This window comes from Variovorax sp. 679 (genome assembly GCF_003952185.1).
In the GTDB taxonomy this organism is placed as follows: domain Bacteria; phylum Pseudomonadota; class Gammaproteobacteria; order Burkholderiales; family Burkholderiaceae_C; genus Variovorax.
In genome coordinates this window covers 165,158-191,322 of the sequence record NZ_RXFS01000007.1, presented here as the reverse complement: position 1 = coordinate 191,322, position 26,165 = coordinate 165,158, and the positions used below count along the sequence as shown (strand labels likewise).

At 68.3% G+C, this 26,165-nt stretch carries 27 protein-coding genes; 15 read left to right on the top strand and 12 right to left on the bottom strand.

Translation table 11 applies throughout. The features are described from left to right. Positions 1–2 precede the first annotated feature (2 nt). From EJO71_RS19335 to EJO71_RS19320, 4 genes are read left to right on the top strand one after another with little or no spacing between them, the layout of a single operon-like run. A complete protein-coding gene (locus EJO71_RS19335) occupies positions 3–668 on the top strand; it encodes an aldolase (RefSeq protein WP_125950580.1) in 666 nt (221 codons plus the stop codon). Between the two features lie 12 nt (positions 669–680). Further along, positions 681–1,502 carry a 2-oxo-tetronate isomerase gene (gene otnI / locus EJO71_RS19330; protein ID WP_125950404.1) on the top strand — a complete coding sequence of 274 codons (822 nt, stop codon included), beginning with the start codon at positions 681–683 and terminating at the stop codon, positions 1,500–1,502. Continuing rightward, on the top strand, positions 1,499–2,698 hold the full coding sequence (locus EJO71_RS19325) for an amidohydrolase family protein (protein ID WP_125950405.1): 1,200 nt from the start codon (positions 1,499–1,501) through the stop codon (positions 2,696–2,698). Before otnI ends, EJO71_RS19325 begins: the two co-directional genes overlap by 4 nt. After that, positions 2,695–3,165 carry a RidA family protein gene (locus EJO71_RS19320; protein ID WP_125950406.1) on the top strand — a complete coding sequence of 157 codons (471 nt, stop codon included), beginning with the start codon at positions 2,695–2,697 and terminating at the stop codon, positions 3,163–3,165. Before EJO71_RS19325 ends, EJO71_RS19320 begins: the two co-directional genes overlap by 4 nt. Position 3,166: 1 nt before the next feature. Here EJO71_RS19320 and EJO71_RS19315 read toward each other — a convergent pair whose 3' ends face one another. From EJO71_RS19315 to EJO71_RS19275, 9 genes are all read right to left on the bottom strand, one after another. Then, entirely contained in the window at positions 3,167–3,838 is a 672-nt protein-coding gene (locus EJO71_RS19315) for a TetR family transcriptional regulator C-terminal domain-containing protein (RefSeq protein ID WP_125950407.1), read from the bottom strand. Continuing rightward, the gene (locus tag EJO71_RS19310) at positions 3,835–4,800 is read right to left on the bottom strand and encodes a PDR/VanB family oxidoreductase (protein WP_125950408.1); all 966 of its coding nucleotides are present in this window, start codon (positions 4,798–4,800) and stop codon (positions 3,835–3,837) included. Before EJO71_RS19310 ends, EJO71_RS19315 begins: the two co-directional genes overlap by 4 nt. Before the next feature lie 14 nt (positions 4,801–4,814). After that, positions 4,815–5,405 carry an NAD(P)H-dependent oxidoreductase gene (locus tag EJO71_RS19305; RefSeq protein WP_125950409.1) on the bottom strand — a complete coding sequence of 197 codons (591 nt, stop codon included), beginning with the start codon at positions 5,403–5,405 and terminating at the stop codon, positions 4,815–4,817. A 144-nt stretch (positions 5,406–5,549) separates the two neighbouring features. Further along, a complete protein-coding gene (locus EJO71_RS19300) occupies positions 5,550–6,578 on the bottom strand; it encodes an ABC transporter substrate-binding protein (protein ID WP_125950410.1) in 1,029 nt (342 codons plus the stop codon). Positions 6,579–6,638: 60 nt separating this feature from the next. After that, a complete protein-coding gene (locus tag EJO71_RS19295) occupies positions 6,639–8,018 on the bottom strand; it encodes an FAD-binding oxidoreductase (RefSeq protein ID WP_240651458.1) in 1,380 nt (459 codons plus the stop codon). Continuing rightward, positions 8,008–8,895, bottom strand: coding sequence for an ABC transporter permease (locus EJO71_RS19290; protein WP_171022580.1), 888 nt, complete (start codon positions 8,893–8,895; stop codon positions 8,008–8,010). The genes EJO71_RS19295 and EJO71_RS19290 overlap by 11 nt, the downstream gene beginning before the upstream one ends. Continuing rightward, positions 8,873–9,685: an ABC transporter ATP-binding protein gene (locus tag EJO71_RS19285; RefSeq protein WP_125950581.1), complete on the bottom strand. Its 813-nt coding sequence runs from the start codon at positions 9,683–9,685 to the stop codon at positions 8,873–8,875. Before EJO71_RS19285 ends, EJO71_RS19290 begins: the two co-directional genes overlap by 23 nt. Further along, entirely contained in the window at positions 9,682–10,503 is an 822-nt protein-coding gene (locus EJO71_RS19280) for a creatininase family protein (RefSeq protein ID WP_125950412.1), read from the bottom strand. Before EJO71_RS19280 ends, EJO71_RS19285 begins: the two co-directional genes overlap by 4 nt. 155 nt (positions 10,504–10,658) lie before the next feature. After that, positions 10,659–13,253: an autotransporter outer membrane beta-barrel domain-containing protein gene (locus EJO71_RS19275; protein ID WP_125950413.1), complete on the bottom strand. Its 2,595-nt coding sequence runs from the start codon at positions 13,251–13,253 to the stop codon at positions 10,659–10,661. Positions 13,254–13,534: 281 nt separating this feature from the next. Between EJO71_RS19275 and EJO71_RS19270 the strand changes: the two genes are divergently transcribed. The 6 genes from EJO71_RS19270 to EJO71_RS19245 are packed head-to-tail and all read left to right on the top strand — an operon-like array spanning position 13,535 to position 18,723. Further along, entirely contained in the window at positions 13,535–14,059 is a 525-nt protein-coding gene (locus tag EJO71_RS19270) for a DUF1269 domain-containing protein (protein ID WP_125950414.1), read from the top strand. Between the two features lie 42 nt (positions 14,060–14,101). Next, a complete protein-coding gene (locus EJO71_RS19265) occupies positions 14,102–15,262 on the top strand; it encodes a cytochrome c oxidase subunit II (RefSeq protein ID WP_125950415.1) in 1,161 nt (386 codons plus the stop codon). Between the two features lie 26 nt (positions 15,263–15,288). Next, entirely contained in the window at positions 15,289–17,058 is a 1,770-nt protein-coding gene (gene ctaD, locus EJO71_RS19260; protein ID WP_125950583.1) for a cytochrome c oxidase subunit I, read from the top strand. After that, positions 17,055–17,684 carry a bb3-type cytochrome oxidase subunit III gene (locus EJO71_RS19255; protein WP_125950416.1) on the top strand — a complete coding sequence of 210 codons (630 nt, stop codon included), beginning with the start codon at positions 17,055–17,057 and terminating at the stop codon, positions 17,682–17,684. The genes ctaD and EJO71_RS19255 overlap by 4 nt, the downstream gene beginning before the upstream one ends. 11 nt (positions 17,685–17,695) lie before the next feature. Then, positions 17,696–18,400, top strand: a complete 705-nt coding sequence (locus tag EJO71_RS19250; protein ID WP_125950417.1) for a heme-copper oxidase subunit III family protein — start codon at positions 17,696–17,698, stop codon at positions 18,398–18,400. 8 nt (positions 18,401–18,408) lie between these two features. Further along, positions 18,409–18,723 (top strand): cytochrome C oxidase subunit IV family protein, encoded by a 315-nt coding sequence (locus EJO71_RS19245; RefSeq protein WP_125950418.1) that lies wholly within the window; start codon positions 18,409–18,411, stop codon positions 18,721–18,723. A gap of 23 nt (positions 18,724–18,746) precedes the next feature. Here EJO71_RS19245 and EJO71_RS19240 read toward each other — a convergent pair whose 3' ends face one another. The 3 genes from EJO71_RS19240 to EJO71_RS19230 form a co-directional block, all read right to left on the bottom strand. Next, positions 18,747–20,372 (bottom strand): MFS transporter, encoded by a 1,626-nt coding sequence (locus EJO71_RS19240; RefSeq protein ID WP_125950419.1) that lies wholly within the window; start codon positions 20,370–20,372, stop codon positions 18,747–18,749. A 32-nt stretch (positions 20,373–20,404) separates the two neighbouring features. Continuing rightward, positions 20,405–21,175 carry an amino acid ABC transporter permease gene (locus EJO71_RS19235; protein WP_125950420.1) on the bottom strand — a complete coding sequence of 257 codons (771 nt, stop codon included), beginning with the start codon at positions 21,173–21,175 and terminating at the stop codon, positions 20,405–20,407. An 83-nt stretch (positions 21,176–21,258) separates the two neighbouring features. Further along, positions 21,259–22,023, bottom strand: coding sequence for a basic amino acid ABC transporter substrate-binding protein (locus EJO71_RS19230; protein WP_125950421.1), 765 nt, complete (start codon positions 22,021–22,023; stop codon positions 21,259–21,261). Positions 22,024–22,347: 324 nt separating this feature from the next. On the opposite strand from EJO71_RS19230, the gene EJO71_RS19225 reads away from it, so the two are divergent. From EJO71_RS19225 to EJO71_RS19205, 5 genes are all read left to right on the top strand, one after another. Continuing rightward, entirely contained in the window at positions 22,348–22,920 is a 573-nt protein-coding gene (locus EJO71_RS19225; protein ID WP_125950422.1) for a hypothetical protein, read from the top strand. Between the two features lie 12 nt (positions 22,921–22,932). Continuing rightward, on the top strand, positions 22,933–23,475 hold the full coding sequence (locus EJO71_RS19220; RefSeq protein ID WP_125950423.1) for a GTP-binding protein: 543 nt from the start codon (positions 22,933–22,935) through the stop codon (positions 23,473–23,475). Further along, a complete protein-coding gene (locus EJO71_RS19215; RefSeq protein ID WP_125950424.1) occupies positions 23,472–23,855 on the top strand; it encodes a roadblock/LC7 domain-containing protein in 384 nt (127 codons plus the stop codon). Before EJO71_RS19220 ends, EJO71_RS19215 begins: the two co-directional genes overlap by 4 nt. A gap of 77 nt (positions 23,856–23,932) precedes the next feature. Beyond that, on the top strand, positions 23,933–24,292 hold the full coding sequence (locus tag EJO71_RS19210) for a hypothetical protein (RefSeq protein ID WP_125950425.1): 360 nt from the start codon (positions 23,933–23,935) through the stop codon (positions 24,290–24,292). Positions 24,293–24,481: 189 nt separating this feature from the next. Beyond that, positions 24,482–26,158: a M28 family metallopeptidase gene (locus EJO71_RS19205; protein ID WP_125950426.1), complete on the top strand. Its 1,677-nt coding sequence runs from the start codon at positions 24,482–24,484 to the stop codon at positions 26,156–26,158. Positions 26,159–26,165: the final 7 nt, after the last annotated feature.

Sequence of the window (26,165 nt, the reverse complement as noted above, 5' to 3'; positions counted from 1 at the left end):
GCATCACCGAGAACCAGGCCCGCGAGGAAATCTGCCGCGTCGGCCGCAGCCTGTTCGAGCGCGGCTACGTGCATGCAACGGCCGGCAACATCAGCGTGCGGCTGGACGACGGCTTTCTCATCACGCCGACCGACGCCTGCCTTGGCTTTCTCGACCCCGCTCGTCTGGCCAGGCTCGATGCCCAGGGCCAGCAGACCGGCGGCGACCGCGCCAGCAAGACCATCGCGCTGCACACGCGCATCTACGCCGCCGCACGCAGCTTCGACGCGAACACCGCCTGCGTGATCCACACGCACAGCACGCATTGCGTGGCGCTCACGCTGCAGGCTCCGGGCGACGAACTGCTGCCCGCACTCACGCCCTATTTCGTGATGAAGGTCGGCCACGTGCCGGTCATTCCGTACCACCGCCCGGGCGCGCCCGAAGCGGCCGAACAGGTGGCGCAGGCCATCGGGCGCTTCGGCGCGGCAGGTACGCCGATCCGCGCCGTGATGCTCACGCGCCTCGGCCCCAACGTCTGGCACGACACGCCGGCCGCCGCGATGGCCGTGCTCGAAGAGCTTGAAGAAACCGCACGGCTCCAGCAGCTCACGCAGGCCGCAAGGCCCGAGCCGCTGGATGCCGAACAGATCGATGAACTGCGTCGCACTTTCGGTGCGCGCTGGTAGTAAAAACACCCCATGCCTCAATTCGCAGCCAATCTTTCGATGCTCTATCCGGAGCTCGCCTTTCTCGACCGCTTCGATGCCGCCGCGAAGGACGGCTTCAAGGCCGTGGAATACCTCTTCCCCTACGACTTCGCGAAAGAAGAGATCGTTGCGCGACTCAAGCACAACGGCCTGCAGCAGGTGCTGTTCAACGGCCCGCCGGGCGACTGGAACGGCGGCGAGCGCGGCCTGGCCTGCCTGCCGGGGCGCGAAGCCGAGTTCCGCGAAGGCATCGCGAAGGCCATCGACTACGCCGTGGCGCTCGACTGCCCGCGCATCCACGTCATGGCCGGCCTCGTGCCTGCCGGACAGCAGCGCGACGCACTGCAGCCGGTGTACGTCGACAACCTGCGCCGGGCCGCGGCCGAGGCCGCCAAGGCGGGCCGCGACGTGCTGATCGAGCCGATCAACACGCGCGACATCCCGGGCTTCTTCCTCAACCGGCAGGACCACGCGCACGAGATCGTCGAGACCGTCGGCGCGCCCAACCTCAAGGTGCAGATGGACCTCTACCACTGCCAGATCGTCGAGGGCGACGTGGCGATGAAGATCCGCAAGTACCTGCCCACCGGCCGCGTCGGCCACATCCAGATCGCCGGCGTGCCCGACCGCAACGAGCCCGACGTCGGCGAACAGAACTACCCGTACCTGTTCGATGTGCTCGACGAAGTGTCGGCGCAGTGCGGCTGGCAGGGCTGGGTCGGCTGCGAATACCGGCCGAAGCGCGGCGCGGAACCCGGCGGCACTTCGGCAGGGCTCGGCTGGTTGCGCGACTGGCGGCAGCGACACGCATGAAGCTCGAAGCGCTGCGCATACCGGCGCCGCTGCGTGGCTTCGCGGCGGGCGATGCGCAGCTGTTCGACGTCACGCTGGCCGGCGACAAGGTCGCATCCATCACGCCCAGCGCGCAGCAGCAGCACGCGAACGGCACGCTGCTGAGCGCACCGGTCGAGGCCCATGCGCACATCGACAAGAACTACACCGTGCAGGACGTGGGCGCGGCCGAGGGCAACCTCTTCGTGGCCATCGAGCGCATGAACCGGCACCGCGAGAGCTGGACCGGCGAATCGCTGCGCCTGCGCATGGAGCGCGCGCTGCGCGACGCATGGCGATCGGGCACGCGCGCGCTGCGCACGCACCTCGACTGGGTGCAGCCCGAGCCGCCGGCCGCGCTGGCGGTGTTCGAGTCGCTGCGCGAGGAATGGCGCGGCCGCGTCGAGCTGCAGTTCGTCTCGCTCACGCCGCTCGACCTGTTCGCCGACATCGCCGCGGGAGAGCGCATCGCGCGCGAGGTGAAGCGCGCGGGCGGCGTGCTCGGCGCCTTCGTCTATCGCAACGAAGGCGTCGTCCACAAGCTGGGCCGCGTGTTCGACCTCGCGCAGCAGCATGGGCTGGCGCTCGACTTCCACGTCGACGAGGGCCTGGACGTCGAGGCCACCGGCCTGCGCAGCATCGCGCAGCTGGTGCGGGCGCGCGACTTCCGGCGCGGCGTGGTCTGCGGCCATGCATGTTCGCTCTCGGTGCAGGACGACGCCGTCGCCACCGAAACGCTCGCGCTGTGCGCGGGTGCCGACATCCACCTCGTCGCGCTGCCCACCACCAATCTCTACCTGCAGGGCGCGTGGGACCGCACCCCGCTGCAACGCGGCATCACGCGCATCCGCGAGGCGGCGGCACGGGGCTTGCGTGCGAGCCTGGCAACCGACAACGTGCAGGACGCCTTCTATCCCTACGGCAGCTACGACCTGCTGGAGACCTTCGGCCTCGGGGTGCAGATGGCGCATCTCGCGCCGGCCTCCGACTGGCTCGATACCGTCACGGTGAACCCCGCGAAGGCGCTGGGGCTCGCGTGGGACGGGCGCATCGCGCCGGGCTGCCCGGCCGACCTGCTGGTACTGTCGGCCACCGACGAACACGAACTGATCGGCCCGCGCGGACGGCAACGCACCGTCATCCGCGCCGGCCAACGACTGGAGAGCAACGAGCAATGAGCATGGGCAAGCCGATGGCCAACTACGCCGCCGCGAAGCGCGTGGGCGATTTCGTCTTCATGAGCGGCGTGGTCGCCGTCGACCCGGCCACGCGCCGCGCCGTCGCCGGCTACGACGCCATTCCGGAAGAGGCGCGCACCGCGCTGCAGGGCGTGGGCTACGCCACCGGCCAGATGTCGGTCGATGTGTTCGAGGCGCCCATCGTCGCGCAGAGCTGGTTCGTGCTGGAGCGCATCCGCCAGATCGCCGCCGAGCACGGCGGCACGATGCAGGACGTGGTGAAGCTGGTGCAGTACTTCCGCCACCTTCCGCACTACGCCTTCTACAACCGCGTGCGCGGCCTGTTCTATCCGGGCGAGCCGCCGGTGAGCACGGTGGTGGAGGTCTCGCGTTTCCTGCCGGGGGACGAGGTGCTGGTCGAAGTGGAGGCCACGATGTACCTGCCCCTGCACCCCTCCTCGAGCTGATCTACCTGACCCCCGCCCCCTTCAGCAGGAACTCCGTCACCTGCTCGATCAGGTAGCGCCGGTCCTTCTCCTCGCCTTGCTGGGCAGTGTCGCGGTAATAGGCAGCCTGCGTGGCGTGGTCGGCGTAGAACTGCGTCACGGCCCAGATGTGGAACAGCACCAGCATCGGGTCGGCCTTGTCCATCAGGCCCTGGTTCATCCAGTTCTGGATCACGGCGGCGGCCTGGTCGGTGCGCTGCTTGCTCGTCTCCATCATGTTGTTGATGACGGGCGCGCCGCGCATCATCTCGGCCGTGAAGATGCGCGAGCGCAGCGGGTGCTCGAACGAGAACATCATCTTGCGGCGGATCAGGTCGCCCAGCACCTTGCGCGGGCCGAAGGCCTCGTCGCTGAAGCCGAACACCACGATCCAGTCGGTGAGGATGTCCTGCAGCACCTGGCGGTACAGCGCCTCCTTGCTGTCGATGTAGTAGTGCAGCTGCGCCTTCGACAGCCCCGCCTTGTCGGCGATGGCCTGCGTCGATGCGCCGGCCAGCCCTTCGCTCGCGAACACCTCGATCGCGGCCTGGTTGATGAGGCCGAGCACCTGCGTGTACTTGCGCGAACGGCCGCGCGTGGCGGTGGGCGCCTCGGCGTCGCTCTCTTCGTTGATGGAGGCGGGGCGTGCGCTCACAGCTGCAGTTCCAGTTCCTGGCCTTTGGCGCGCGAGCAGCACAGCGCCACCTTGTGGCGGCGCTCGCTGCCCGTGAGGCAGAAGTCGCGGTGCTCGGCGCCCTCGCCGTCGCCCTCGACCACGCAGGTGCCGCACAGGCCCTGCTGGCACGACACGGGAATGTCGATGCCCACCTCGTGCAACGCATCGACGGCCGTCTGGTCCGCGGCCACCGGCACCGTGATGCCGCGCCGCGAGAGCTTCAGCGTGAAGGGCAGGCCGGTGGTGGTGTTGGCGTCGGTCGGTGCGGCGAAGTACTCGGCGTGCAGTGCGTCCTCGGGCCAGTGCGCGGCCGCGTCGCGCACCGCCTGCATGAAGCCGCCGGGGCCGCACACATACAGGTGCGTGCCGCTCGCGCGCTCGGCCAGCAGTGAACGCAGGTCGATGCGCTGCGAGGCATCACCCTGGTCCAGATGCAGCCGCAGGTGCGGCGCCAGCGCCGGCGCATGCAGCGCATCGGCGAATGCCAGGTGCTCCTCGCTGCGCGCGAACACGCACAGCGTGAACGCGGCGCCGCGCGCGGCCAGCGCCTGCGCCATCGCCAGCAGCGGCGTCATGCCGATGCCGCCGGCCAGCAGCAGGTGGTGCGTGGCTTCCTCGCGCAGCGGGAAGGTGTTGCGCGGCGCGCTGATCGGCAGCAGGTCGCCCTCGCGCACGCGCTCGTGCATCGAGGCCGAGCCGCCGCGGCTGGAAAGCTCGCGCTTCACGCCGATCACGTAGCTGCCCGCGCTGGCCGCCGAAGGCGCGCGCGCCAGCGAGTACTGCCGCGAGAAGCCGCCGGGCATGTGCACGTCGATGTGCGCGCCGGCCTCGTAGGAAGGCAGCGGCCGGCCCCACGGGTGGGCCAGCTCGAAGGCCAGGATTTCCGGCGTCTGCCGCGAGATGCGTTCGACGCGGACGGTGAGCGTGCGTTCGAGGCTCATGGTGTTGTCTCTCCCTAAATGCTGCCCAGCTTGCGCGACACGCGCTCTATGAAATGGGTTCGGTCTCTCGCGGTCACGGCGTTCATGTCATGCAGCTGCAGCCACGTCACCTTGCAGCGCCACGCGAAGAGCGCGCGCAGCGCCCGCGTGAACAGCCGCCGCCCAGGGTCGCCGATCACCATCACGAACCAGCGCGGCGAGCCGCCGGTGGTCACCACCGTGAGCCGCCTGATGTGCCGCATGCCCGACTTCGCGAGCTGCCCCTTGCGCTCCGCCGGCAGGAAGGCCACGCCCGGCAGCCACACCCTTTCGAGCCAGCCCTTGAGCATCGACGGCGGCCCGTGGAACCAGGTGGGAAACACGAACACCAGGTGCTCGGCCCACAGCAGCGCTTCGACGTGGGGTCTCACGCGTTCGCGGATCAGGTCGGGGTTGTCGAGGTAGGCGATGCGCTCTTCGCATGTCAGCGTGGGGTCGAAGCCCTCGGCGTACAGGTCGATGGCCTTGACGGGGTGTCGCGGCTCGAGCGCCTCGAGGGCGGTGCGGTAAAGCGCGTGGTTGAAGCTGTCAGGGTTCGGATGGCAATGGACGACTAGCGTTTTCATGTGGAGGGCCGGTTCGCCTGTCGGCGAGACGGGGTCAGAGCCCAAGGAGTGAAAGGCCGCGCGGTGCCTTATGGCAACCCAGGCGCCGGCATCTGACCCCGGCGCAAGCCCCGCGCGACCCACGGGAGAAACTTTCGAAGCGACTTACTTGCCGGTGAGCTTCTTGCGGACGTCGACGCCGACGCCCTTGTTCACGAACTGCGTGGTGACCACCTTCGACAGGTCGACCTCGCCGGCCTTGTACAGCCCGGCCTTGACCATCTTGTCGTAGAAGTCCTTCACGCGGGCCTCGTCCATCGCGCCGATGCCCTTGGTGAGCGATTCACCGCTGTCGACGATGCCCATCTTCTTCATCAGCTCGATGGAGCCCTGCAGCGTGGCGATGGGCGAGTCGGGGTTGGTCTTGGCGATGAGCTCGTTGGCGGCCTTGTTGTCGCCGTAGAGGTAGTTGTTCCAGCCGATGATCGATGCCTCGATGAACTTGCGCACCGTCTCGGGCTTGGTCTTCACCAGGTCGGCGCGCGTCTCGATGGTGGTCGAGTAGGTCGAGAAGCCGTTGTCGGCCAGGAGCTGCACCACCGGGTCGAAGCCGGCCTGCGCCTTGATCGACAGCGGCTCGGAGATGGCGTAGCCCTGTTGAATGGATTTCTTGTCGGCCAGGAACGGGCCCACGTTGAAGGTGTACGGCTTGAGCTGCGAGTCCTTGAAGCCGTGCTCCGACTTCATCCACTGCCAGAAGCTGAACTGGCCGTCCTTGCCGATGAAGGCCACCGGCGCCTTCGTCATGTCCTTGAAGGTGTCGAAGCCCTGGCCCGGGTGGGCGAACATGGCCTGCGGGTCCTTCTGGAAGAAGGCCGCCACCACCACGGTGGGCACGCCGTTCTTCACGTTGTCGAAGGACTGCAGCAGGTTGCCGGTCATCAGGAAGTCGACCTTGCCGGCCGGCAGCATCGGCCGGTTGTTGACCATCGGGCCGCCCTGCTGGATGTCGACGTCGAGGCCGTACTTCTTGTAGGTGCCGTCCACCAGCGCCTGGTAGAAGCCGCCGTGGCCGGCCTGCGCCTTCCAGTTGGTGGCGAACACCACTTTTTCCTGCGCCTGCACGGCGAAGGCGGCGCCCGCGAGGGCCAGGCCGAAGACAAGCGGGCGGAGGGTGAAAGCGGGGATGCGCATGGGGACGGACTCCTGTGGAGGTTTGGGAAAGTACGGTTGGGATGCGGAGACTAAATCGTTTCAGCGTTCGGCGGCCATCTCGGGATGCCATCCGCGCGTCTTGCCGGGGTTCATCAGGCCCATCGGGTCGCTGCGCTTCTTGAACTCGATCTGCTGCGTGTCGATGGTCTTCATGCCGCCGTCCTCGATGGTCACGACGTGCGGGTTGAAGATCTGGCAGCCGCCCTGCGATTCGATCTCGCGGATCAGCTCGTACTGGTGGGCCTCGCCCTTCCAGCGCACCAGCAGGATGCCGAAGGTGCCGCACTCGCCGTTGGCGCGCGCGAAGTCCTGGTGCTGCAGCACGTCGTCGCCGAAGATTCCGAGGTGCCGCTCGACCACGGCCGGGTCGAAGGGCTGCGCGTAGGCCACCTGCAGGTAAGTCCAGCTGCGGTCGGCCTTCAGCGCCTGCAGCGTGGTGTGGTTGAAGGCGCACTCGTAGGCCGGCGGCAGGCCGTCGGCGAGCAGCTCTGCCTCGGTGCCCGCGACGGAGATCGTGCCGCCCTGCGCATCGGCCAGGGCGCGGAAGTCCGCCATCGATTCGGGCGAGACCATTGCGAACACCGCGTGCCGGTCGGCCGGGAAGCGGTCGCGCATGGCCGTGTAGTAGGGCGAGAAGCGAGCCTCCACCGTCGAGAGCAGGAAGATGTCGAGCGAAGGCGCCTGCGCGGCGATGCCGAAGTCGAGCGCGCCGCGATACGAGTCGAACAGCACCGTGCAGTGCACCCATTCGACGGCCGGGCTCAGCGCCACTTCCACGTCGAGGATCACGCCGTTGGTGCCGTAGGCATGGTGCACCTGCTGGATTTCGTCGCCGTGCAGCTCGATGACGCGCGGCTCGCGCTCCACCGTCATCACGCGCGCGCGCAGCAGGTTGCCGGGGTCGCGCAGGATGCCGTGGCGGAACGAGCCGATGCCGCCGAAGCCGCCCGCGATGAAGCCGCCGATGGACGCCACGTGCCAGGTCGATGGCCACATGCGCAGCGCCTGTCCGGTCTCGCGCGCGGCGAGGTCGATGTCGTGCATGCGCGCACCGGCCTCGACGCGGATGCTGCCCGGCTGGATGTCGAGCACGCGGCACATCTGCGTCACGTCGAGCACGATGCCGCCCTCGAGCGGCACGCACTGGCCGTAGTTGCCGGTGCCGCCCGCGCGCACCGTGAGCGGCAGCTTCCACTTCGCTGCGACGGCCGCGGCCTGCCGCACGTCGTCTTCGGTGCTGACCTTGACGACGAGGTCGGCCACGCAGCCCGCGAGCTGCGCCGTGAGGATGGGGCTGTACCAGTAGAAGTCCTTCGACAGCTGCTTGCGCTGCGCCGGCGCGGTGACGAGGTTGAGGCCGCGCAGGTCGGCGCACACGGCATCCCAGTCGACGGCAGACACGATGGTCCTAGCGTTCACGGCGCATCTCGCTTTCATGCCAATGACCGAGAACGAAGCGAGACAAGGCCGCGAACACGATGAAGATCACGATGCCCAGCAACGACACCAGCAGCAGCGCCGCGAACATCATTGGGATCTCGGTGCGGAAGCTCGATTCGAGGATGCGCGAGGCCAGCCCCGTCTCCTTGCCCGCCGTGCCGGCCGTGAACTCGGCCACCACCGCGCCGATCAGGCTCAGGCCGCCCGCGATCTTCAGGCCCGCCATGAAATACGGCAGCGCGCTGGGCGCGAGCAGGTAGCGGAAGGTCTGCCAGGGCGAGGCCTTGTAGAGCTGGAACAGGTCGCGCAGGTTGCTGTCGGCGCTCTTCAGCCCGATGACTGTGTTCGACAGGATCGGGAAGAAGGCCACGATCCACGCGCACAGCAGCAGCGCCGCCGTGGTGCTCGACACGTAGATCAGGATCAGCGGCGCGATCGCGATGATCGGCGTGACCTGCAGGATCACCGCGATCGGGAACAGGCCGATCTCCACCCACTTGAAGAGCGCGAAGGCAATCGCCAGCAGCACGCCGCCCACGATGGCCGCGACGAGCGCGAGCAGCGTGAGCTTCACCGTGAACCACAGCGCGCTCGAGAGCGAATCCCAGTTGTCGAACAGCGTGCGGATGATGAGCGAGGGCGCGGGCAGGATGTAGTGCGGGATGTTGTTGGCCCGTACCGTCCACTCCCACGCCAGCAGCAGCAGCGCGACGATGGCCGCGGGCACCACGATGCGCAGCATCGATTCGCGCCGGCGCAGCCGGTCCTCGTGCGCGCGCAGCGAGGCCTCGGAGGGCGCCGCGTCCGCATCTGCCGTGACGGCGACGGCGGGTTCAGTGATCGATGTCGACGCCATGCAGGGCTCCGTGCAAGGATTGCGACACGGCAGTGCAGTGCGCGTTGTAGCGGGTCGAGGTGCGGAAATCTTCTCCGCGCGGGTAGGGCTCGTCGATGCGGATCTCGTCGATCACGCGGCCGGGCCGCGCCGCCATCACCACGATGCGGTTCGACAGATACACCGACTCGTACACGCTGTGCGTGACGAACACCACCGAGAAGCGGTGCTCGCGCCAGATGGCCAGCAGGTCGTTGTTGAGCTTGATGCGCGTCATCTCGTCGAGCGCGGCGAAGGGTTCGTCCATCAGCAGCAGGCGCGGGTGCGTGACCAGCGCGCGCGCGATCGACACGCGCATCTTCATGCCGCCCGAGAGTTCGCGCGGGTACACGTCGGCGAAGCGCGAGAGGCCGACCATCTCCAGCGCCTGCTGCACCACGGGCGCTGCCGCGTCGCGGCTGGTGCCGGCCAGCTTGAGCGGCAGCCAGACGTTGTCGAACACCTTGGCCCAGGGCATGAGCGTGGGCTCCTGGAACACGAAGCCCAGGTCGCGGTCGGTCTTGCCGTTCTTGCTGGCGGTGCTGGCACCGGACCAGTGCATGTCGCCCGAACTCAGGCGCGTGAGCCCCGCGATGAGGCGCAGCGCGGTGCTCTTGCCGCAGCCCGAGGGGCCGAGGAAGCTGATGAAGTCATGTTCGCCGACGTCGAGCGACATGCCCTGCAGCGCGAGCGTGCCGTTGGCGAAGCGCTTGCTGACGTTGCGCAGGGTGACCAGCGGCGCGCTGGCAGCGGTGGTGGCGTCGGAGCTCATTTCCATGCGGGCTGGTTGGCCAGGCGCGAGAGCGGGAAGCGGTCGACCTCCTGCAGCAGCTCGACGAAGCGGCGGCCCACGTGGTCGAGCACGGCGGCGCCTTTCTCTGCGGTGGCGCGCGTGGCGTCGCCGGCGGCGCCCGCGGGGTTGATGTCGTGCATCTGCCAGCCGAGCTTGCCGCTGGGGGTGATCGAGAGGAACTTGTTCTCCGCGGCCAGCTGCTCGGTCATGGAGCCGAAGTTCTGGAACTGGTCACGGCGCACGTAGTCGGGCGTGAGGTGCAGCATGACCGAGCTTTCGAGGTCGCCGGCGTGGATGCCGTGCTTGCCCTCGTGCGCGGTGAACAGGCCCTCGGGCAGGCCCAGCGTGTACCAGTTGGCGGCCACGACCATCATGTCGTGCTCTTCGCGCAGGTCGCGCGCGACGATGTCCATCACGCTCATCTGGCCGCCGTGGCTGTTGTAGAGCACCAGCTTGCGCACGCCGGCCTTGGCGACGCAGGCGCCGATGTCCTTCCACATCGAGATCAGCGTGTTCGCCGACACGGTGAGCGTGCCGGGGTAGCGCGAGTGCTCGTTGCTCTTGCCGTAGGGCACGGTGGGCAGGAACAGCACCGGCAGGTCGTCGGGCAGGTGCGGCAGCGTGGCGCGCACCATGCCGTCGATGGTGGCGGTGTCGGTCGACATCGGCAGGTGGGGGCCGTGCTGCTCGGTGGCGCCCACCGGCAGCACGGCAATGAGCCGTTCGCGGTCGAGGCGGGAGAACTCTTCGCTGGTCAGGTCGGACCAGAAGCGGCTGCGCAGGGGAGGCGGATTCATCGGGGGTGTACCTCGTGACGCCGGAGTTGGCGGTGGCTTAAATTATCCATACGGTCAAAAAAGAATGGATATCCGTGGATACCCGGCGATTTCCTGCATGCAAGCTGCATGCCGCCAAATTGATCCGAATGGTAAAGAAATGGCTGCCGCCGCGCTCACCAGCGCATACGCAGCCCCATCTGCCCCTGCCAGCCGGTCTGCTGCGTGTTGCCGACGGCGCTGGTGTAGGCCAGGCCGCCGTAGACCGCCAGCGTCCTGTTCAGCTGCCCGACGATGCCGCCGCCGGCTTCGAGCGCGCCCGAGTTGCGGCGGTTGACGACCTGGTCGGTCGGCCCGAGGTAGATCGCGTTGCTGCCGCTGAAGGTGTGCCACAGGTTGAGCTTGAGGTACGGCTTCCAGACGCCGCCGCCGGCCTCGAAGCGGCCTTCGAGCCGCGCGCCCAGCCTGCCGGTGACGGCGTTGTCGCGCTGGAAGCGAACGGACGAGATGCCGTCGTCGAAGCTGTCGAGCGAGCTGCGCTGCCAGATCAGCTGCACCTGCGGCTGCAGCGTCACGCTGTCGCTCAGCGCCAGCGGGTAGCCGGCCTCGATCGACGCGGTCACGCTGGTGCCGTGCGGGCGGCCGCCGCGGCCGAGGAAGGAGCGCGCGTCGGCCTTGTAGCGCGTGGCCATGAGCACTGCGTCGCTGTACCAGCCGCTGCTGGCGACGCGGGTCCAGTACGCGCCCAGGCTGTAGCCCTCGACGGTGACGCGGCCGGCCGCCTCGTTGGTGGCGCCGTCGGCGATGCCGCTCGCGTTGCCGCTGGCGCGCGTGTAGCCGCCGAGCACGCCGACGCGGTTGCGCCCGCCCGAGGCGTCGGTGGCGGCCAGGAAGTCGTGGCCCAGCTGCAGGCCGCTGACGTTGCCGTCGAACTGCGGATTCGCATCGCCGCGCAGGCGCTGCCGGGTGCTCTGGCCGAACACGCGGCCCCACGAGGCCTGTCGGCCTTCGTCGTCGGCAAGCAGCTGCTGGTCGCCCTGCCGGTCGTGGAAGCTGCCGAGCTGCGCCAGCCCGAGGCGGCGCACAGCGATCGGCAAGGCGCTGTAGACCGGGATCTCGGGCCGGTAGAGCTTGACCTGCTCCACCGGCGTCAGCGAGCCCGAAGTCCCGGCCTCCTCGATGGCTTCTTCCAGCGTGCCCACCACGTGGCCGTCGACCAGGTAGCCGTTGTTGCGCAGGTACCAGTTGTCGGCGTTGTTGCCCATCGCGCCGCTGCGGAACAAGCGGTAGTTGTAGGCGCCGGCTTCCACCGGCTGGCTCAGCGAGAAGGCCTTGTCGGCCGTGGTGGCGCCGTTGACGGCCTGCACCACCAGGATGCCGTCGGCCAGCGTCGGCGCGCCCATGCCGCCGCGGTTGACGACGCGGATGGCGGTGCTGCCCGTGGCCGCGCCGCCGTCGATCACCAGCCTGTCGGAAGGCGAGTTGTCGCCCGCCAGCACCGTGTTGACCTGCATCAGCGCGCCGCTGCCGCCGAAGTAGTTGCCGCGCACGGTGAAGGCGCCGAAGTTCGTGCCGTCGTTCGGCCCGGGCAGCAGCGTGCCCTGGCTTGTCACGTTGCCCGCGAAGGTGCCGGTGCCGGCCACGGTGGCGCCGGGCAGCACCGTGATGACGGGGCTGGTCAGCGTGGCGGGCAGGGTGAAGCGGCCGGACTCCACCCGCACCGATTCGGAGAAGTTCGCGTCGGTCAGCCATGACCACGCGGTGCCGCGCATCGTGAGGTTCTGGAAGTTCCTGAACGCGTTGTCGACCGTGCCGTTGCCTTCGAGGAAGGTGCTCGCGGTCTTCCCGATACCGCCGTCCGCGGCGCCGCGTATGACCGAGCCCGTCTGCAGGATCAGCGTGCCGAGGCCCAGCGCGCCCATGTAGATCGCGTCGGTGTTGTTCGCGCCGCCGTTTCCCTCGATGGTGCCGGCGTTGACCAGCGTGTCGTTGCCGTTCTGGCCGCGATAGCCGTAGCCGTTGGCGCTCGAGAGCGTGGCGCCGGCGCGGTTCTCCACGCGCGAGAAGAAGCTCGTGCCCAGCGTGTTCGCGTGTACCGCGTCGGCCCCGCCCGAGGGCGAGTTGGCGCCGGTGGTGGCGATGCTGCCGGTGTTCACCAGCAGGTTGGCCACGAGGTTGCCGCCCTGCAGGTACACGCCCTTGGCCGAGTTGCCGCTGGTCGCGATGCTGCCGTTGTTGATGACCGTGTTGCCCGGCCCCAGCGTGGAGATGCCGTGCGAGCTGCCGCCCGTGGTGGAGATGCTGCCGTTGTTGGTGATGAGCGTGCGCGTGCTGCTGTTCGACGTGACCAGGATGCCCGAGGTGCCGCTGCTGGTGGTGCGGATCGTGCCGTTGTTGGTCAGCGTGTTGTCGTTGCCCGTGGCGACCATCGCCGCGCGCGCCGAGCCCGAGCCGCCCGAGACGGTGATGGTGCCGTTGTTCGTGATGGTGCTGGCGTCGCGCACCAGCAGGGCCTGCGTGGCGTTGGTGCTCAGCGTGGCGCCGTTGTCCACGGTGATGCCGACGCCGGTGCTGCCCGGCACGGCGATCACGCTGGCCGAGCCGGTGGTCGTTCCGCTGCAGACCACGCTGTCGCCGGTGCCCGGCGTGGCGGTGGGGTCGCATGCCGCGTTCGCGGCGCCGCCAGCCAGCCCCGCGAGGGCGGCCACGAACCAGGGGATGGGGTGCGCCGGCGTGCGGCGTGACGATCGGGTCGGGCGCTCGATGTGCATGTCTCTCCTCTTGTTCTTGTTCGCGGCCGTGGGGTCGGGAGCGACCCATTATTCAGGGGAATTGACAATTCAGAAACCGATGAACTTCCGTATTCATCGGTGCCGCCGAGCGGAAGAAGAGGGGTTTGCCGCCGGCTTCCCGCACCTGGAAACAGCGCCGGGCGCCTGCTGATTCCGCTTGGCCGAAATAGGCTCTGTGCGGGCTGCTTGATAGCGGCTCCCCTTGGGCATATAAGTCGTCCATGGATCCTTGTCTCGTCGCAAGACGGAAAGGGGATGCTATGAAAAGACGCATTTACTGGCTGATGCCGGACCTGGCCAGCGCCAGGAGCGTGATGCACGATCTGGTGCGGGCGCGCGTCGACATCGCGCGCATTCATTTCACCGGGCCGGAAGGCATGGACATGACCGGGCTCCATGCGGCCAACGTGTGGCAAACCTCGGATCTCGTCCACGCAGCCAAGACCGGGCTGGTGATCGGCAGCGCCTGCGGCGCAGTCTTCGGCCTCGTGGCCGCGCTGCTCTTCCCGATCGTCGGCGACGACCCCGAATGGGAGGTGGCAGTGCTGCTGGCCATCCTGGGTGGCGTGGTCGGCGCCTGGTCGGCCAGCATGATCGGCATTTCCATCCCGAGTCCCCGCCTGCAGCGTTTCGAGAGTGCCATTGCGCAGGGCCGGATCCTGCTGATGGTGGACTTGCCGCGTTCGCGCGTGCGGGAGATCGAGGCGCTGCTGCAGTCCGCGCATCCCGAAGCCAGGTTCGAGGGCGAGGAGCCGCAAGTCCCGGCGCTGCGCTCGAGCGCATGAGCCCCCGCACCCCTGAACCGATGACGAACCGAGGGGCTGCACATGATCATGGCCGTCGCCCTGTTGCTCATCGTGGCAGCCTCGGTGCTGTTTCACGTCGTCAATCCGTGGTGGACGACACCCCTTGCCTCGAACTGGCGGCAGATGGACGACACCCTGACCATCACGCTGGTGATCACGGGCCTCTTCTTCGTCGTCATCAACGTGTTCATCGCCTACACGCTGGTGCGCTTCCGTCATCGCGAGGGGCACCGCGCGGCGCATGAACCCGAGAGCAGGAAGCTCGAGCGCTGGCTGATCGGCGGCACCACCGTCGGCATCATGGCGCTGCTGGCGCCCGGCCTCGTGGTGTACGCGAACTATGTGAAGGAGCCCCGCGACGCTCTCGTGCTGGAAGTGCTGGCCCAGCAGTGGCAATGGCGTTTCCGCTTCCCGGGTGCGGACGGCAAGCTGGGCGCGACCGATGCGCGCTTCGTCAGCGCCGCCAATCCGTTCGGGATCGATCCCGGCGACCCTGCCGGGCAGGACGATCTCCTGGTCGCCGGCAACGAGGTGCATCTGCCGCTCGGCACGCCGGTGCTGGTGCTGATGCGCTCGAACGATGTGCTGCACGACTTCTTCGTCCCGCCCTTCCGCGCGCGGATGAACATCGTGCCGGGGCAGGTCAGCCGCTTCTGGTTCACGCCGACCGTCGCGGGCAACTACGAAGCGCTCTGCGCGCAGCTGTGCGGCGTGGGCCATCCCAACATGCGCGGCTTCGTGGTGGTTGAGGACCCGGCGAGCTACAGGGCCTGGCAGGCGGCGCTGCCGACCTTCGCCAGTTCGCAGGCCAGGGCTCCCGAACTCCCGCCGGACGCCGCGGCGGCCGGCGGCGGCGCGCGTGTCCAGCAGGGCCGCGCGCTGGCGGATGCCAAGGGCTGCGTGGCCTGCCATACGGTCGACGGCAGCGCGCGCGTGGGACCGACCTGGAAGGGCCTGTACGGCAAGACCGAAACCATGTCGGACGGCTCCACCGCGCTGGTCGACGACGCCTATCTGCGCAGCTTCATCCAGGATCCGCAGGCCCGCCAGGTGAAGGGCTTCCCGCCGGTCATGCCCAGGATCGAGCTGAGCGACGAGGAACTGGCCGCGCTGGTGGCCTATATCCAGAGTCTCGGCAGCCCGCCGGCGCAGGCCGCCCCCGAACAGAAGGCCGCGCGATGAACCATCCCTCGCCCACGGGGCACGCCGTGTCCCACGCCGATGACGCGGGGCACCCCGCGCCGCGCAGTTTCCTGACCCGCTACATCTGGAGCCAGGACCACAAGGTGATCGCGGTCCAGTACGCCTGCACGGCCATCGCGGTGGGCGTGGTGGGTCTGGTGCTGTCCAACCTGATGCGGCTGCAGCTCGGCTTTCCCGGTCAGTTCGAGTTCATCAACGCCGAGCGCTACTACCAGTTCGTGACCATGCACGGGATGATCATGGTGATCTACCTGCTCACGGCGCTGTTCCTCGGCGGCTTCGGCAACTACCTGATTCCGCTGATGGTGGGGGCGCGGGACATGGTCTTCCCCTACCTCAACATGCTGAGCTTCTGGGTCTACCTGCTCTCGGTGGTGGTTCTGATGGCGAGCTTCTTCGTCGAGGGCGGCCCCACCGGCGCGGGCTGGACGCTGTATCCGCCGCAATCGATCCTGCCCGGCACGCCGGGCCATGCGGGCGGCATCGTGCTGATGCTGGTGTCGCTGCTCATCTTCATCGTGGCGACCACGATGGGCGGCCTCAACTACGTGACCACCGTGCTGCAGGCGCGCTGCGAAGGCATGACGCTGCTGCGCATGCCGCTGTCGGTGTGGGGCATCTTCGTTGCCACCATCCTCGCGCTGCTCGGCTTTCCGGCGCTGTTCGTCAGCGGCGTGATGCTGCTGCTCGACCGGACGCTGGGCACCAGCTTCTTCATGCCGGCGCTGGTGTCGATGGGGCAGGTGACGAACTACAAGGGCGGCAGCCCGCTGCTGTTCCAGCACCTGTTCTGGTTCTTCGGCCATCCCGAGGTCTACATCGTGGCGCTGCCGGCCTTCGGCCTCGTGTCCGACCTGATCAGCGTGCACGCGCGCAAGAGCATCTTCGGCTACCGCACGATGGTGTGGGCCATCGTGGCCATCGGCGGACTCAGCGTGGTGGTCTGGGCGCACCACATGTTCGTGAGCGGCATGAACCCGTACTTCGGCTTCTTCTTCGCGACCACCACGCTGGTCATCGCGGTGCCCACCGCGATCAAGGTCTACAACTGGCTCCTGACGCTGTGGCGGGGCGACATCCACCTGTCGGTGCCGATGCTGTTCGCGCTGGCCTTCGTGTGCACCTTCGTCATCGGCGGGCTGACCGGGCTCTTCCTCGGCAACGTGAGCGTGGACATTCCGCTTTCCGGCACCTATTTCGTGGTGGCGCACTTCCACATGGTGATGGGCGTGGCACCGCTGCTGGTGGTGTTCGGCGGCATCTATCACTGGTTCCCCAAGATCACCGGCCGCATGCTCGACGACCGGCTCGGCCGGCTGCACTTCTGGATCACGTTCCTCGGCACCTACGCGATCTATTTCCCGATGCACTACCTCGGCGTGCTGGGCATGCCGCGGCGCTACTACAACTTCGACGGCTACAAGTTCATTCCGCAGTCGGCATTCAGCCTGAACACGTTCATCACCGTGGTCGCGCTGATCGTCGGCATGAGCCAGCTGATCTTCATCGCCAATCTCGCCTGGAGCGCCTGGCGCGGCCGGCGCGCCGACGCCAATCCGTGGCGTGCCGCGTCGCTCGAATGGCAGACACCCGAAACGCCGCCGGCTCACGGCAACTGGGGCCCCCGGCTGCCGGTGGTCTACAGGTGGGCCTACGCCTACGGGGTGCCGGGTGCGGCGGAGGATTTCGTCGCGCAGAACGCACCGCCGCAAGCCGGGGGCGAGGAGCCCGGAGCGCAGCAGGGCGAGGGCGGGGTTCGAGGGGCACCGGCATGAACCCGGGCATCGCCTCCATGGGCGTGCGCGGCGTCGGCCGCGGCGGTGGTCCTCGCGACGCGAGCGCGAGCGCGGCCAGCATCGGCCTGTGGGTTTTCATGGGCGTGGCCACCGCGTTGTTTTCTCTCTTCATCGTGGCCTACGTGATGCGCATGAGCGGCGACGACTCGATGACGATCGCGCTGCCGTGGCAGCTCTGGCTCAGCTCGGCGCTGCTCGTGGGGGGCAGCATGGCGCTGCAATGGGCAGCTGCCGCGTCGCGCGACGCCGGGTCGGCGCGCAGCCGCCGCCTGCTGCTGGCCGGCGGCCTCGGCGCCGCGGCCTTCCTGGGCGTGCAGCTGTGGGCCTGGCAGGTGCTGTGGAGCGCGCAGGTGATGCCGGCCGGCAATCCGGCGGGCAGCTTCTTCTATCTGCTGACCGCCATGCACGGGCTCCACCTGGCGGGTGGGCTGGTCGGGTGGGCATGGACGGCGCGCGTCGCATGGGTCGATCCTGCCGCAGCCGCATGGCGCGTCGCGCTGTGCGCGCGCTACTGGCACTTCATGCTGGCGGTGTGGCTGGTGCTGTTCGGGCTGCTGGGCTGGGTGACGCCGGAAGTGGCGCGCTTCGTCTGCGGCACATCCTGAGGAGGCGTCCCATGAACACCTCGACGATCGCGGCAACGCCATCGAACCCGGCCGTCGCCGCCGCCGCGAGCGGCTGGCGCGGGCTGGTTGCCGACTGGTCTTCCGATCGCCAGGCGTTCCACGTCTCGTGGGGCAAGGCGATGATGTGGATCTTCCTGCTCAGCGACACCTTCATCTTCAGCTGCTTCCTGACCGGCTACATGACGGTGCGCGTCTCGACCACCGTGCCGTGGCCCAACCCGAGCGAGGTGTTCGCGCTCCATGTCGCAGGGGCCGACATACCGCTGCTGCTGATCGCGATCATGACCTTCGTGCTCATCAGCAGCAGCGGCACGATGGCGATGGCCGTCAATTTCGCCTACCGTCGCGACCGCGTGAACGCCGCCACCCTGATGCTCGTGACCGGCACGCTGGGCGAGCTTTTCGTCGGCATGCAGGCCTTCGAGTGGTCCAAGCTGATCCTCGAGGAGGGCGTGCGGCCCTGGGGCAACCCGATGGGCGCGGCGCAGTTCGGCTCGACCTTCTTCATGATCACGGGCTTTCACGGGTTGCATGTGTCGGCCGGCGTGGTCTTCCTGTTCACCGTGGCCTTCAAGCTGATGCGCGGCGACTACGACAGGGCCGGCAACTACCAGATCGTCGAGATCGCCGGCCTGTACTGGCATTTCGTCGATCTGGTGTGGGTGTTCATCTTTGCGCTGTTCTATCTCTGGTGAGGACGACCATGAACCCCGCTACTGGCCAGCAACATCCGATCGGCCTCTATCTCAAGATATGGGGGCTGCTGTTCGTGCTCAGCACGATGTCGTACCTGGTCGACTACTTCCATTTCCAGGGGTATCTGCGCTGGGTCCTGATCATCACCTTCATGCTGTTGAAGGCCGGGCTGATCGTCGCGGTCTTCATGCACATGGCCTGGGAACGGCTGGCGCTGGTCTATGCCATCCTGCTGCCGCCCTTGTGCCTGCTGGTCCTGGTCGGGCTGATGGCGGCGGAGGCCGGCCATACCTTCCTGACGCGGCTGCTGTTCTTCCACTGAAGGTGGTGGTGGCTGCGGGCCCCTCAGCGCCGCACGATGTAGCGCGTGATGACCGGCCCCGCCTCGCCGATGTGGAAGGCGAGCCGGCGCTCGCGCAGCGCCATGTCGCTCGCGGTGGCGCGGTTGAAGCGGCGCAGGTGGTCGGTCCACGATTCGTCGACGATCTGCTCCACGTAGCGCTCCGGCTGCGCGATGTCGTGCAGCAGCTCCCAGCCGATCGCGCCCTGGCTCAGGCGCGCGCGGCGCGTCTGCTGCATCACGAGGTGGAAGGACGCAGCGCGCGCGGGTTCGATGATGTATTCGACGGTGATCACCACGCGGCCGTTTTCCTCCGGCGCCTCCGTCGGCGGCCCGACGGCCCAGCCGGCCTGCGCGGGGCTGGTGTCGTCCTCGCCGCTCACGTCGGTCACCCAGCGCAGCGCCGCGAGCATCAGCAGCGTGCCGCTGATGGCGGCCACTGACAGACTGGAGACCAGCGAGGTGACCGTGGCCACCTGCCCCCAGATGGCCGCGCCGATCGCGCTCGCGCCCATGATCGCCATCTGGTACATCGACATGCCGCGCGCGCGCACCCAGTCGGGCAGCGCGAGCTGGGCCGACACCGAGAGCGAGTTGGCCACCGTGATCCACGCCATGCCGCCGAAGAACATCGCCGGCACCGCGATCCACGCGTTGGGCGCGAAGGCCATGACGGCCGTGGCGCCCGACTGCAGCAGCGTGCCGCGCAGCACCAGCTGGTCGCGCCCCAGCGCCTGGCGCAGCCGCGGCAAAAACAGCACCGCGATGATCGCGCCCGCGCCCATGGCGGCCAGCAGCAGCGTGAAGGTGCCCGCGCCGCCGCCCTGCAGGTTGCGCGCCAGCAGCGGCAGCAGCGCCAGCAGCGCCGTCGAGTGAAAGAAGAAGATCGAGATGCGCGTGAGCACCGCGCGCATGCGCTGCGACTGCCGCACGAACTGCACGCCCACGCGCATCGCGCTGATGAGCTTCTCGCGGCCCAGCGGGTTGGGCGTGTGCTCGCGCCGCCAGCGCAGCACCACGAAGCCCGAGGCCACCGACAGCACTGCGTTCAGCGCAAAGACCCAGATGCTGCCCGCGCTCGCGATCAGCATGCCGGCCGTGAGCGGGCCGACGATGCGCGATGCGTTCATCGCAATGCCGTTCAGGCCCAGCGCGGCCGGCAGCTGCGGCCGGGGCACCAGCTCAGGCACGATGGCCGCGAACACCGGCCAGCGCAGCGCCAGCCCGATGCCGTTGGCAAAGGTGAGCGCCAGCAGCAGCGGCGCGGTCATGAGGTCGAGCGCCAACGCGGCGCACAGCACGATGGCGGTGCCGGCCAGCCAGAACTGCGTGGCCACCAGCCAGCGCCGACGATCGAGGATGTCGGCCAGCGCGCCGCTGGGCAGGCCCAGCAGGAACACCGGCAGCGTGGAGGCCGACTGCACCAGCGCCACCCAGATGGGCGAGGTGGTCAGCGAGGTCATCATCCACGCGGCGGCCACGTCGTTCATCCACATGCAGATGTTGGCGACGAGCCAGGTACTCCACAGCATGCGGAACACGGGGAGCCTGAGGGGCTCGAGGGCCGCGAGCTTCGCTGGCTGCGGCCGGGCCGGGGGGATCGGTGTCTCTTCGGGGGATATGGGCGGCATGTGCCGCTATTGTGGCGCGGCCTGTTGGCGGCCTATCCCCTGTCGCTGCGTGCGAGGCGGTGCTCCAGGCGGCGCAGAAGCGTCGTCAGCACCAGCGTCATCACCCAGTAGATCACCGAGATCGCGAGGTACGGCTCCCAGTAGCGCGCATAGGCGCCCGCCACGGTGCGCGCGGCGTAGGCCAGTTCGGCCAGGCCGATGGCGGAGACCAGCGACGTATCTTTCAGCAGCGCGATGGCGTTGTTGCCCAGCGGCGGCAGCATGCGGCGGAAGGCCTGCGGCAGCACTACGTAGCGCATCACCTGCGCGGGCGAAAAGCCGATCGAGCGGCCGGCGTCGAACTGCCCGCGCGAGATCGACTGGATGCCCGCGCGGAACACTTCGGAGATGTAGGCCGCCGAGTTGAGCGTGAGCGCGACCACGCCCGAGATGAGCGCGCCATGCTCCTGCTTGAGCGTGCGCGCGAGCTCGCCGTCGATCAGGATGCCCGAGGTCGGGTGGATGAACACCGGCATCACCGCGAAGTGGATCAGGAGGATCTGCACGAACAGCGGCGTGCCGCGGAAGAAGCTCACGTACACCGTGGCCGGCCAGCGCAGGAAGAAGCGCGCGACCCAGGTCCACGGTGCGTGGCGCGGGTGCGCCAGCCGCGCGAGCGCGAGGCAAAGCCCCCAGCTCGCGCCCAGCAGCACGCAGACCACCGTCATGCGCAGCGTCATCCATGCGCCCTGCCAGAACAGGTCCTTGTATTCCACGAGGATGTCCCATCGGAACCATCCAAAAAGCAGCACCGGTTGTTCCATGCCTGCGTCCTCAACTCTCTCTTGTCGACCGAAAACGAAACGGCCGCTGGAGGGCGGCCGTATTCAATGAAATGCCGTGCGGCTCAGCGCACGTTCGGGTCCTTGTTGAACCACTTCTTGTAGATCGTCACGTAGCTGCCGTCGGCGCGGATGGCGGCGAGGCCGGCCGTGAGCTTGTCGAGCAGGGGCTTGTCGCCCTTCTTCACAACGATGCCGAAGCCTTCTTCGGGGAAGGACTTGTCGTCCAGCGTCTTCAGATCGGGGTTCTGCGCCACGCGGTAGGCGATCACGCCGTTGTCGCCCATGGCGGCATCGACGCCGCCGCCGGCCAGCTCGGAAATGATGAGCGGCGTGCTCTCGAAGCGGCGGATGTCGGGGCTGGTCTTGCCGAATTCGCGCGAGGCGATGTCGTCGGCGGTGGAGGCGCTGACCACGGCGATCTTCTTGCCGGCCAGGTCCTTCAGCGAGGCGACCTTGCTGTTCTTCGGCAGCGCGATCAGCTGGCGGGCCGCGAAGTAGGGCGGCGTGAAGTCGTAGCTCTGCTTGCGCTTCTCGTTGATGGTCACGCCCGAGATCACGAGGTCGACGTCGCCGTTGTTCAGCGCGCCGAAGATGCCGGTGAAGGGCGTGTTGACGATCTTGATCTTCAGGCCCTGCTGCTTGGCGATGGCATTGATGATGTCGATGTCGAAGCCGACGATCTGCTTGTCCTTGTTCTCGAAGGCGAAGGGCGCGTAGGTGGCGCTGGAGGCCACGATGAGTTCGCGGTTCTGGGCCTGGGCTCCCAGGCCGAAGGCCGCGCTGGTGGCCAGAAGAACGAGCGACAGGGCGCGCCGGATGCGGTTCATGGGGTTATCTCCGGGAAGTGGCGGCCAAGGCCGCCCAAAAAGGGCAAAGGAGCGGGATTTTAGGCTCCCGGCCGCCGGCCCCCTGTTACATCCCGGCGTGCGCGGATGTGGTGCCGAGACCCTGCCTGGTAACAAATGCTGTGGATTTCTTCTCGTTGCCTGCCCCAATTTCAGGGGGTGGCCCGATTTGCAATACACCAATAGTTAACAGGAATAACAATGGCAAACCTTTGAAAACAAGTCATCAGGGAAGAAGAAGGTATGTCTCTCGTTCTGGGCGTCTTGGGGCTCCCTCAGGTTGAGGTCGAGCTCCTGAGAATCATCGTGCGCCTCAGCTCCAATCTCCGTTCGCGCTGGACTGTCAGCGAATCGCGATCCTGCGATCTGCTGCTGATGGACGGCGATGTCCCGGCCTCCGAGTGGCAGGCGCTCAGGGCACGCTTCGTGGTGCCCATGGTGGCCCGCGGCGGTGCCGCCGCCGCGAGCGCCAGCCGCGCGCTCGCGCGGCCCATCTATGCCGAGGAACTGGTGGAGCTCCTCAACCAGGTCGGGCCGGGCACCCCGTCCGGCGACGCACCGCGCGCCGCGCAGCGCTCCGCCAGCATGCGCGCCTCGCTGGTGCGCTGGCCCTCGCAGGCGACCCTGCAGCGCCATCCGGCCTTCGTCCGGCTGGCGGCCGCGCTTTCCAGGAGCACGCAGTCGGCGGAAAGCCTCAGCGTGCTCGGCCGCGTCGACGTCGAGGTGTGCAGCACCTTCCTCGGCCTGCTCGACGGCGAAGGCGCCCTGGCCTGGGCCGAGGAGGCGCCGGTGCCTTCTCGCGCGCCGGCCGGCGGCGATGCCGCGCGGCGCAAGCAGGGCCTGCTCTCGCGCATCCGCCAGCGCCTCGGGCTGGCCTGAGCGGGAGTGGAAATGAGGGAATACAAGCTCGTCTTCACGGGCCCGATGGGCGTGGGCAAGACGACCGCCATCGCCGCCATCAGCGAGACCGCGCCGATCAGCACCGATGTCGCCAATGCCGACACCTCGGTCGCAAAGGCCACCACCACCGTCGGGCTGGACTTCGGCCAGGTCACGCTGGACAACGGCGACCGGCTGCGCCTGTACGGCACGCCGGGGCAGGCCCGCTTCGACTTCGTGTGGAAGATCCTGGTGCGCGACGCGCTGGGCCTGGCGATCCTGATCGACAACAGCCGGCCCGATCCGCTTGCCGACCTGGCGGTCTACCTCGACGGCTTCGCGGACGCGATCCGCAAGATGCCGTGCGCGCTCGGCGTGAGCCGCATGTCCTCGCATCCTTCGCCCACGCTCGACGACTACGCGGGCGCGCTGGCCGCGCGCGGGCTGGTGTTTCCGATGCTGGCGGTGGACCCGCGCCGCAGGGACGACGTGGTCGCGCTGATCGAAACGCTGCTGATGCAGATCGAGGTGCTCGACGAGGAGGTCGCGCCATGAGGATTCCCCACGCCATCAGGGCGCGCGCCGCGGAAGAAGTCCGGCGCCTGCTCGACGAGACGACCGGCGTCGCCTCGGTGGTGGTTGCCACGCCTGACGGCTTCGAGATCGCCAGCGCCAGCATCCGCGACTTCCAGGCCTCGCGCATCGCCGCGATGGCCAGCTCGATTTCCGCCATGGGCGCCGTCGTGTCGCAGGAGGCCCGGCTCGGCCGCTGCACCGGCATCACGGTGACCACCGACAACGGCTTCGCGCTTGTCAGCCCTGTGCGCAACGGCGAAACCGAGCTGGTGGTGAACGTCATCGCCGACGCCGGCGCGGTGCTCGCGCAGGTGATGTACCGGACCGCTGCCTGCGTGCGCGCATTGGAAGCCCCCTGATCTGCCGGCGGTGGCGGTTTGCATGCGACGCCCCTGCTTCATCCCTTCATTCGCATGACCTACAGGACAACCTTCAAATGGCTTCGATCCAGAGCAACCTCGAAAACCTCCTGACCGCCGACGGCGCCCTGTGCGCGGCCGTGGTCGATTCTTCCAGCGGCATGATGCTGGGCTCCATCGGTACCGGCGTCGACCTCGAAGTGGCCGCCGCGGGCAATACCGAAGTGATGCGCGCCAAGCTCAAGACCATGCGCGCCCTCGGCCTGAACGACAGCATCGAGGACATCCTGATCACCCTCGGCAAGCAGTACCACCTGCTGCGCCCGATGGCGCGCCACGAAGGCGTGTTCATCTACTTCGTGCTGGACAAGGCCAAGTCGAACCTGGCGCTGGCCCGCCGCAAGCTGCAGGACGTCGAGAAGGAAATGACCTTCTGAGCGTCCGGGCGCGCGAGCTTTCGGCTGATCGGGGCCGGCCTTCTCGTGGGGCCGGCCCCTTTCTTTTGTCCCTTTGGGTTCCTTCGCGGACGCGGGCTAACTAAGGTTCTCCGGGCGGGATGAAGGACATCGAAGAGCGACCGGTGCCCGCTGGCTAGCATCCGGGGCTTCCCTGTTCAGGAGCCTTGCATGACGACCCTCCGGCTTGCTTCTCTTCTCTGCGGCATCGGCCTTGCATGGAGCGCCACGGGCGCGCGGGCGGCCGATCCGCCGGCGCCGCGCTTCGATCCGCAGCGCCTGTCGCAGATCGTGAAGACAGTTTCGGGCGACGATTTCGAGGGCCGCGCGCCGGCCACCCCGGCGGAGGCGAAGACGGTCGACTACCTCGTGGCCCAGTTCAAGGCCGCCGGCCTCGTGCCCGGCGGGGAACTCGAGGGTGGCCGCCGCACATGGACGCAATCGGTGCCGCTGGTGAAGACCGAGTTCCGCGGCACGCCGCAGATCACGCTGCAGGTGGGCGCGCAGCGCGACGCGCTGGCGCAGGGCGAGCAGATCGCGGTGCGTGCGGCGCTCGACGGCTCCACGGCGGTCTCGATCCAGCAGGCGCCGCTGGTCTTCGTGGGCTACGGCGTCAGCGCGCCCGAGCGGCGCTGGGACGACTACAAAGGCGTCGACCTCAAGGGCAAGATCGCCGTCGTGCTGGTGAACGACCCCGACTTCGAGACCGGCAGCGGCGACTTCGGCGGCAAGGCCATGACCTACTACGGCCGCTGGACCTACAAGTTCGAGGAGGCCGCGCGCCGCGGTGCGCTGGGCGTGCTGATCGTGCACGAGACCGCTCCCGCCGCCTACGGCTGGGCCACGGTCAAGAACTCCAACACCGCGACCATGCTCGACATCGAGCGCGACAAGCCGGCGGCAGTGCATCCGAAGCTGGAGGGCTGGATCCAGCGCGACGTGGCGGTCGACCTGCTGCGCCGCGCCGGGCTGGACTTCGAGGCGCAGAAGAAGCTCGCGCAGACCCGCGAGTTCCAGCCCCAGTTGCTGAAGGACGCGAGCCTGTCGGCCGAGTACGCGATCGACCGGCAGGTGATCGTCTCGAAGAACGTGGTGGGCCGCGTCGAGGGCCGCAGGCACCCGGGCGAGACGGTGATCTACAGCGCCCACTGGGACCACCTGGGCGTGGGCGCGCCCGACGCGAAGGGCGACCGGATCTACAACGGCGCCGTCGACAACGGCACCGGCCTGGCCGCGCTGATCGAGATGGGCCGCGCCTTCGCGAGCGCGCGCAGCAAGCCCGATCGCTCGGTCGTGTTCCTGGCGGTGACGGCCGAGGAGCGCGGCCTGCTCGGCTCCGAGTTCTACGGCGCCAGGCCGCTGTACCCGCTGGAGAAGACGGTGGCCGTCATCAACATGGATGCGCTCAGCCCCGAGGGCACTGCGCGCAACTTCAGCACCTCGGGCAGCGCGGTCTCGCAGCTGCAGGACCTGCTGGTCGAGCAGGCCAGGGGCTTCGGCCTGGCCTACGCGACGGACCCGCACCCCGAGGCCGGCCATTTCTTCCGCTCCGACCATTTCTCGTTCGCCAAGCGCGGCGTGCCTGCGCTGTCCTTCGCCTCGGGCAACGATCTGGTGGAAGGCGGTCTCGCGGCCGGCGAAGCGGCGAGCAAGGCCTACACCGCCGATCGCTACCACCAGCCCGCCGACGAATGGCGCGCCGACTGGTCCTTCGCCGGCATGGCGCACGACCTGCCGCTGCTCTACCGCGTGGGCGAGACGCTGGCGAACAGCCGGCGCTGGCCCGAGTGGGGGCCGGGGTCCGAATTCCGCGCGATCCGCGATGCCAGCCGGAGCGAACGGCGCTGACCTGAGG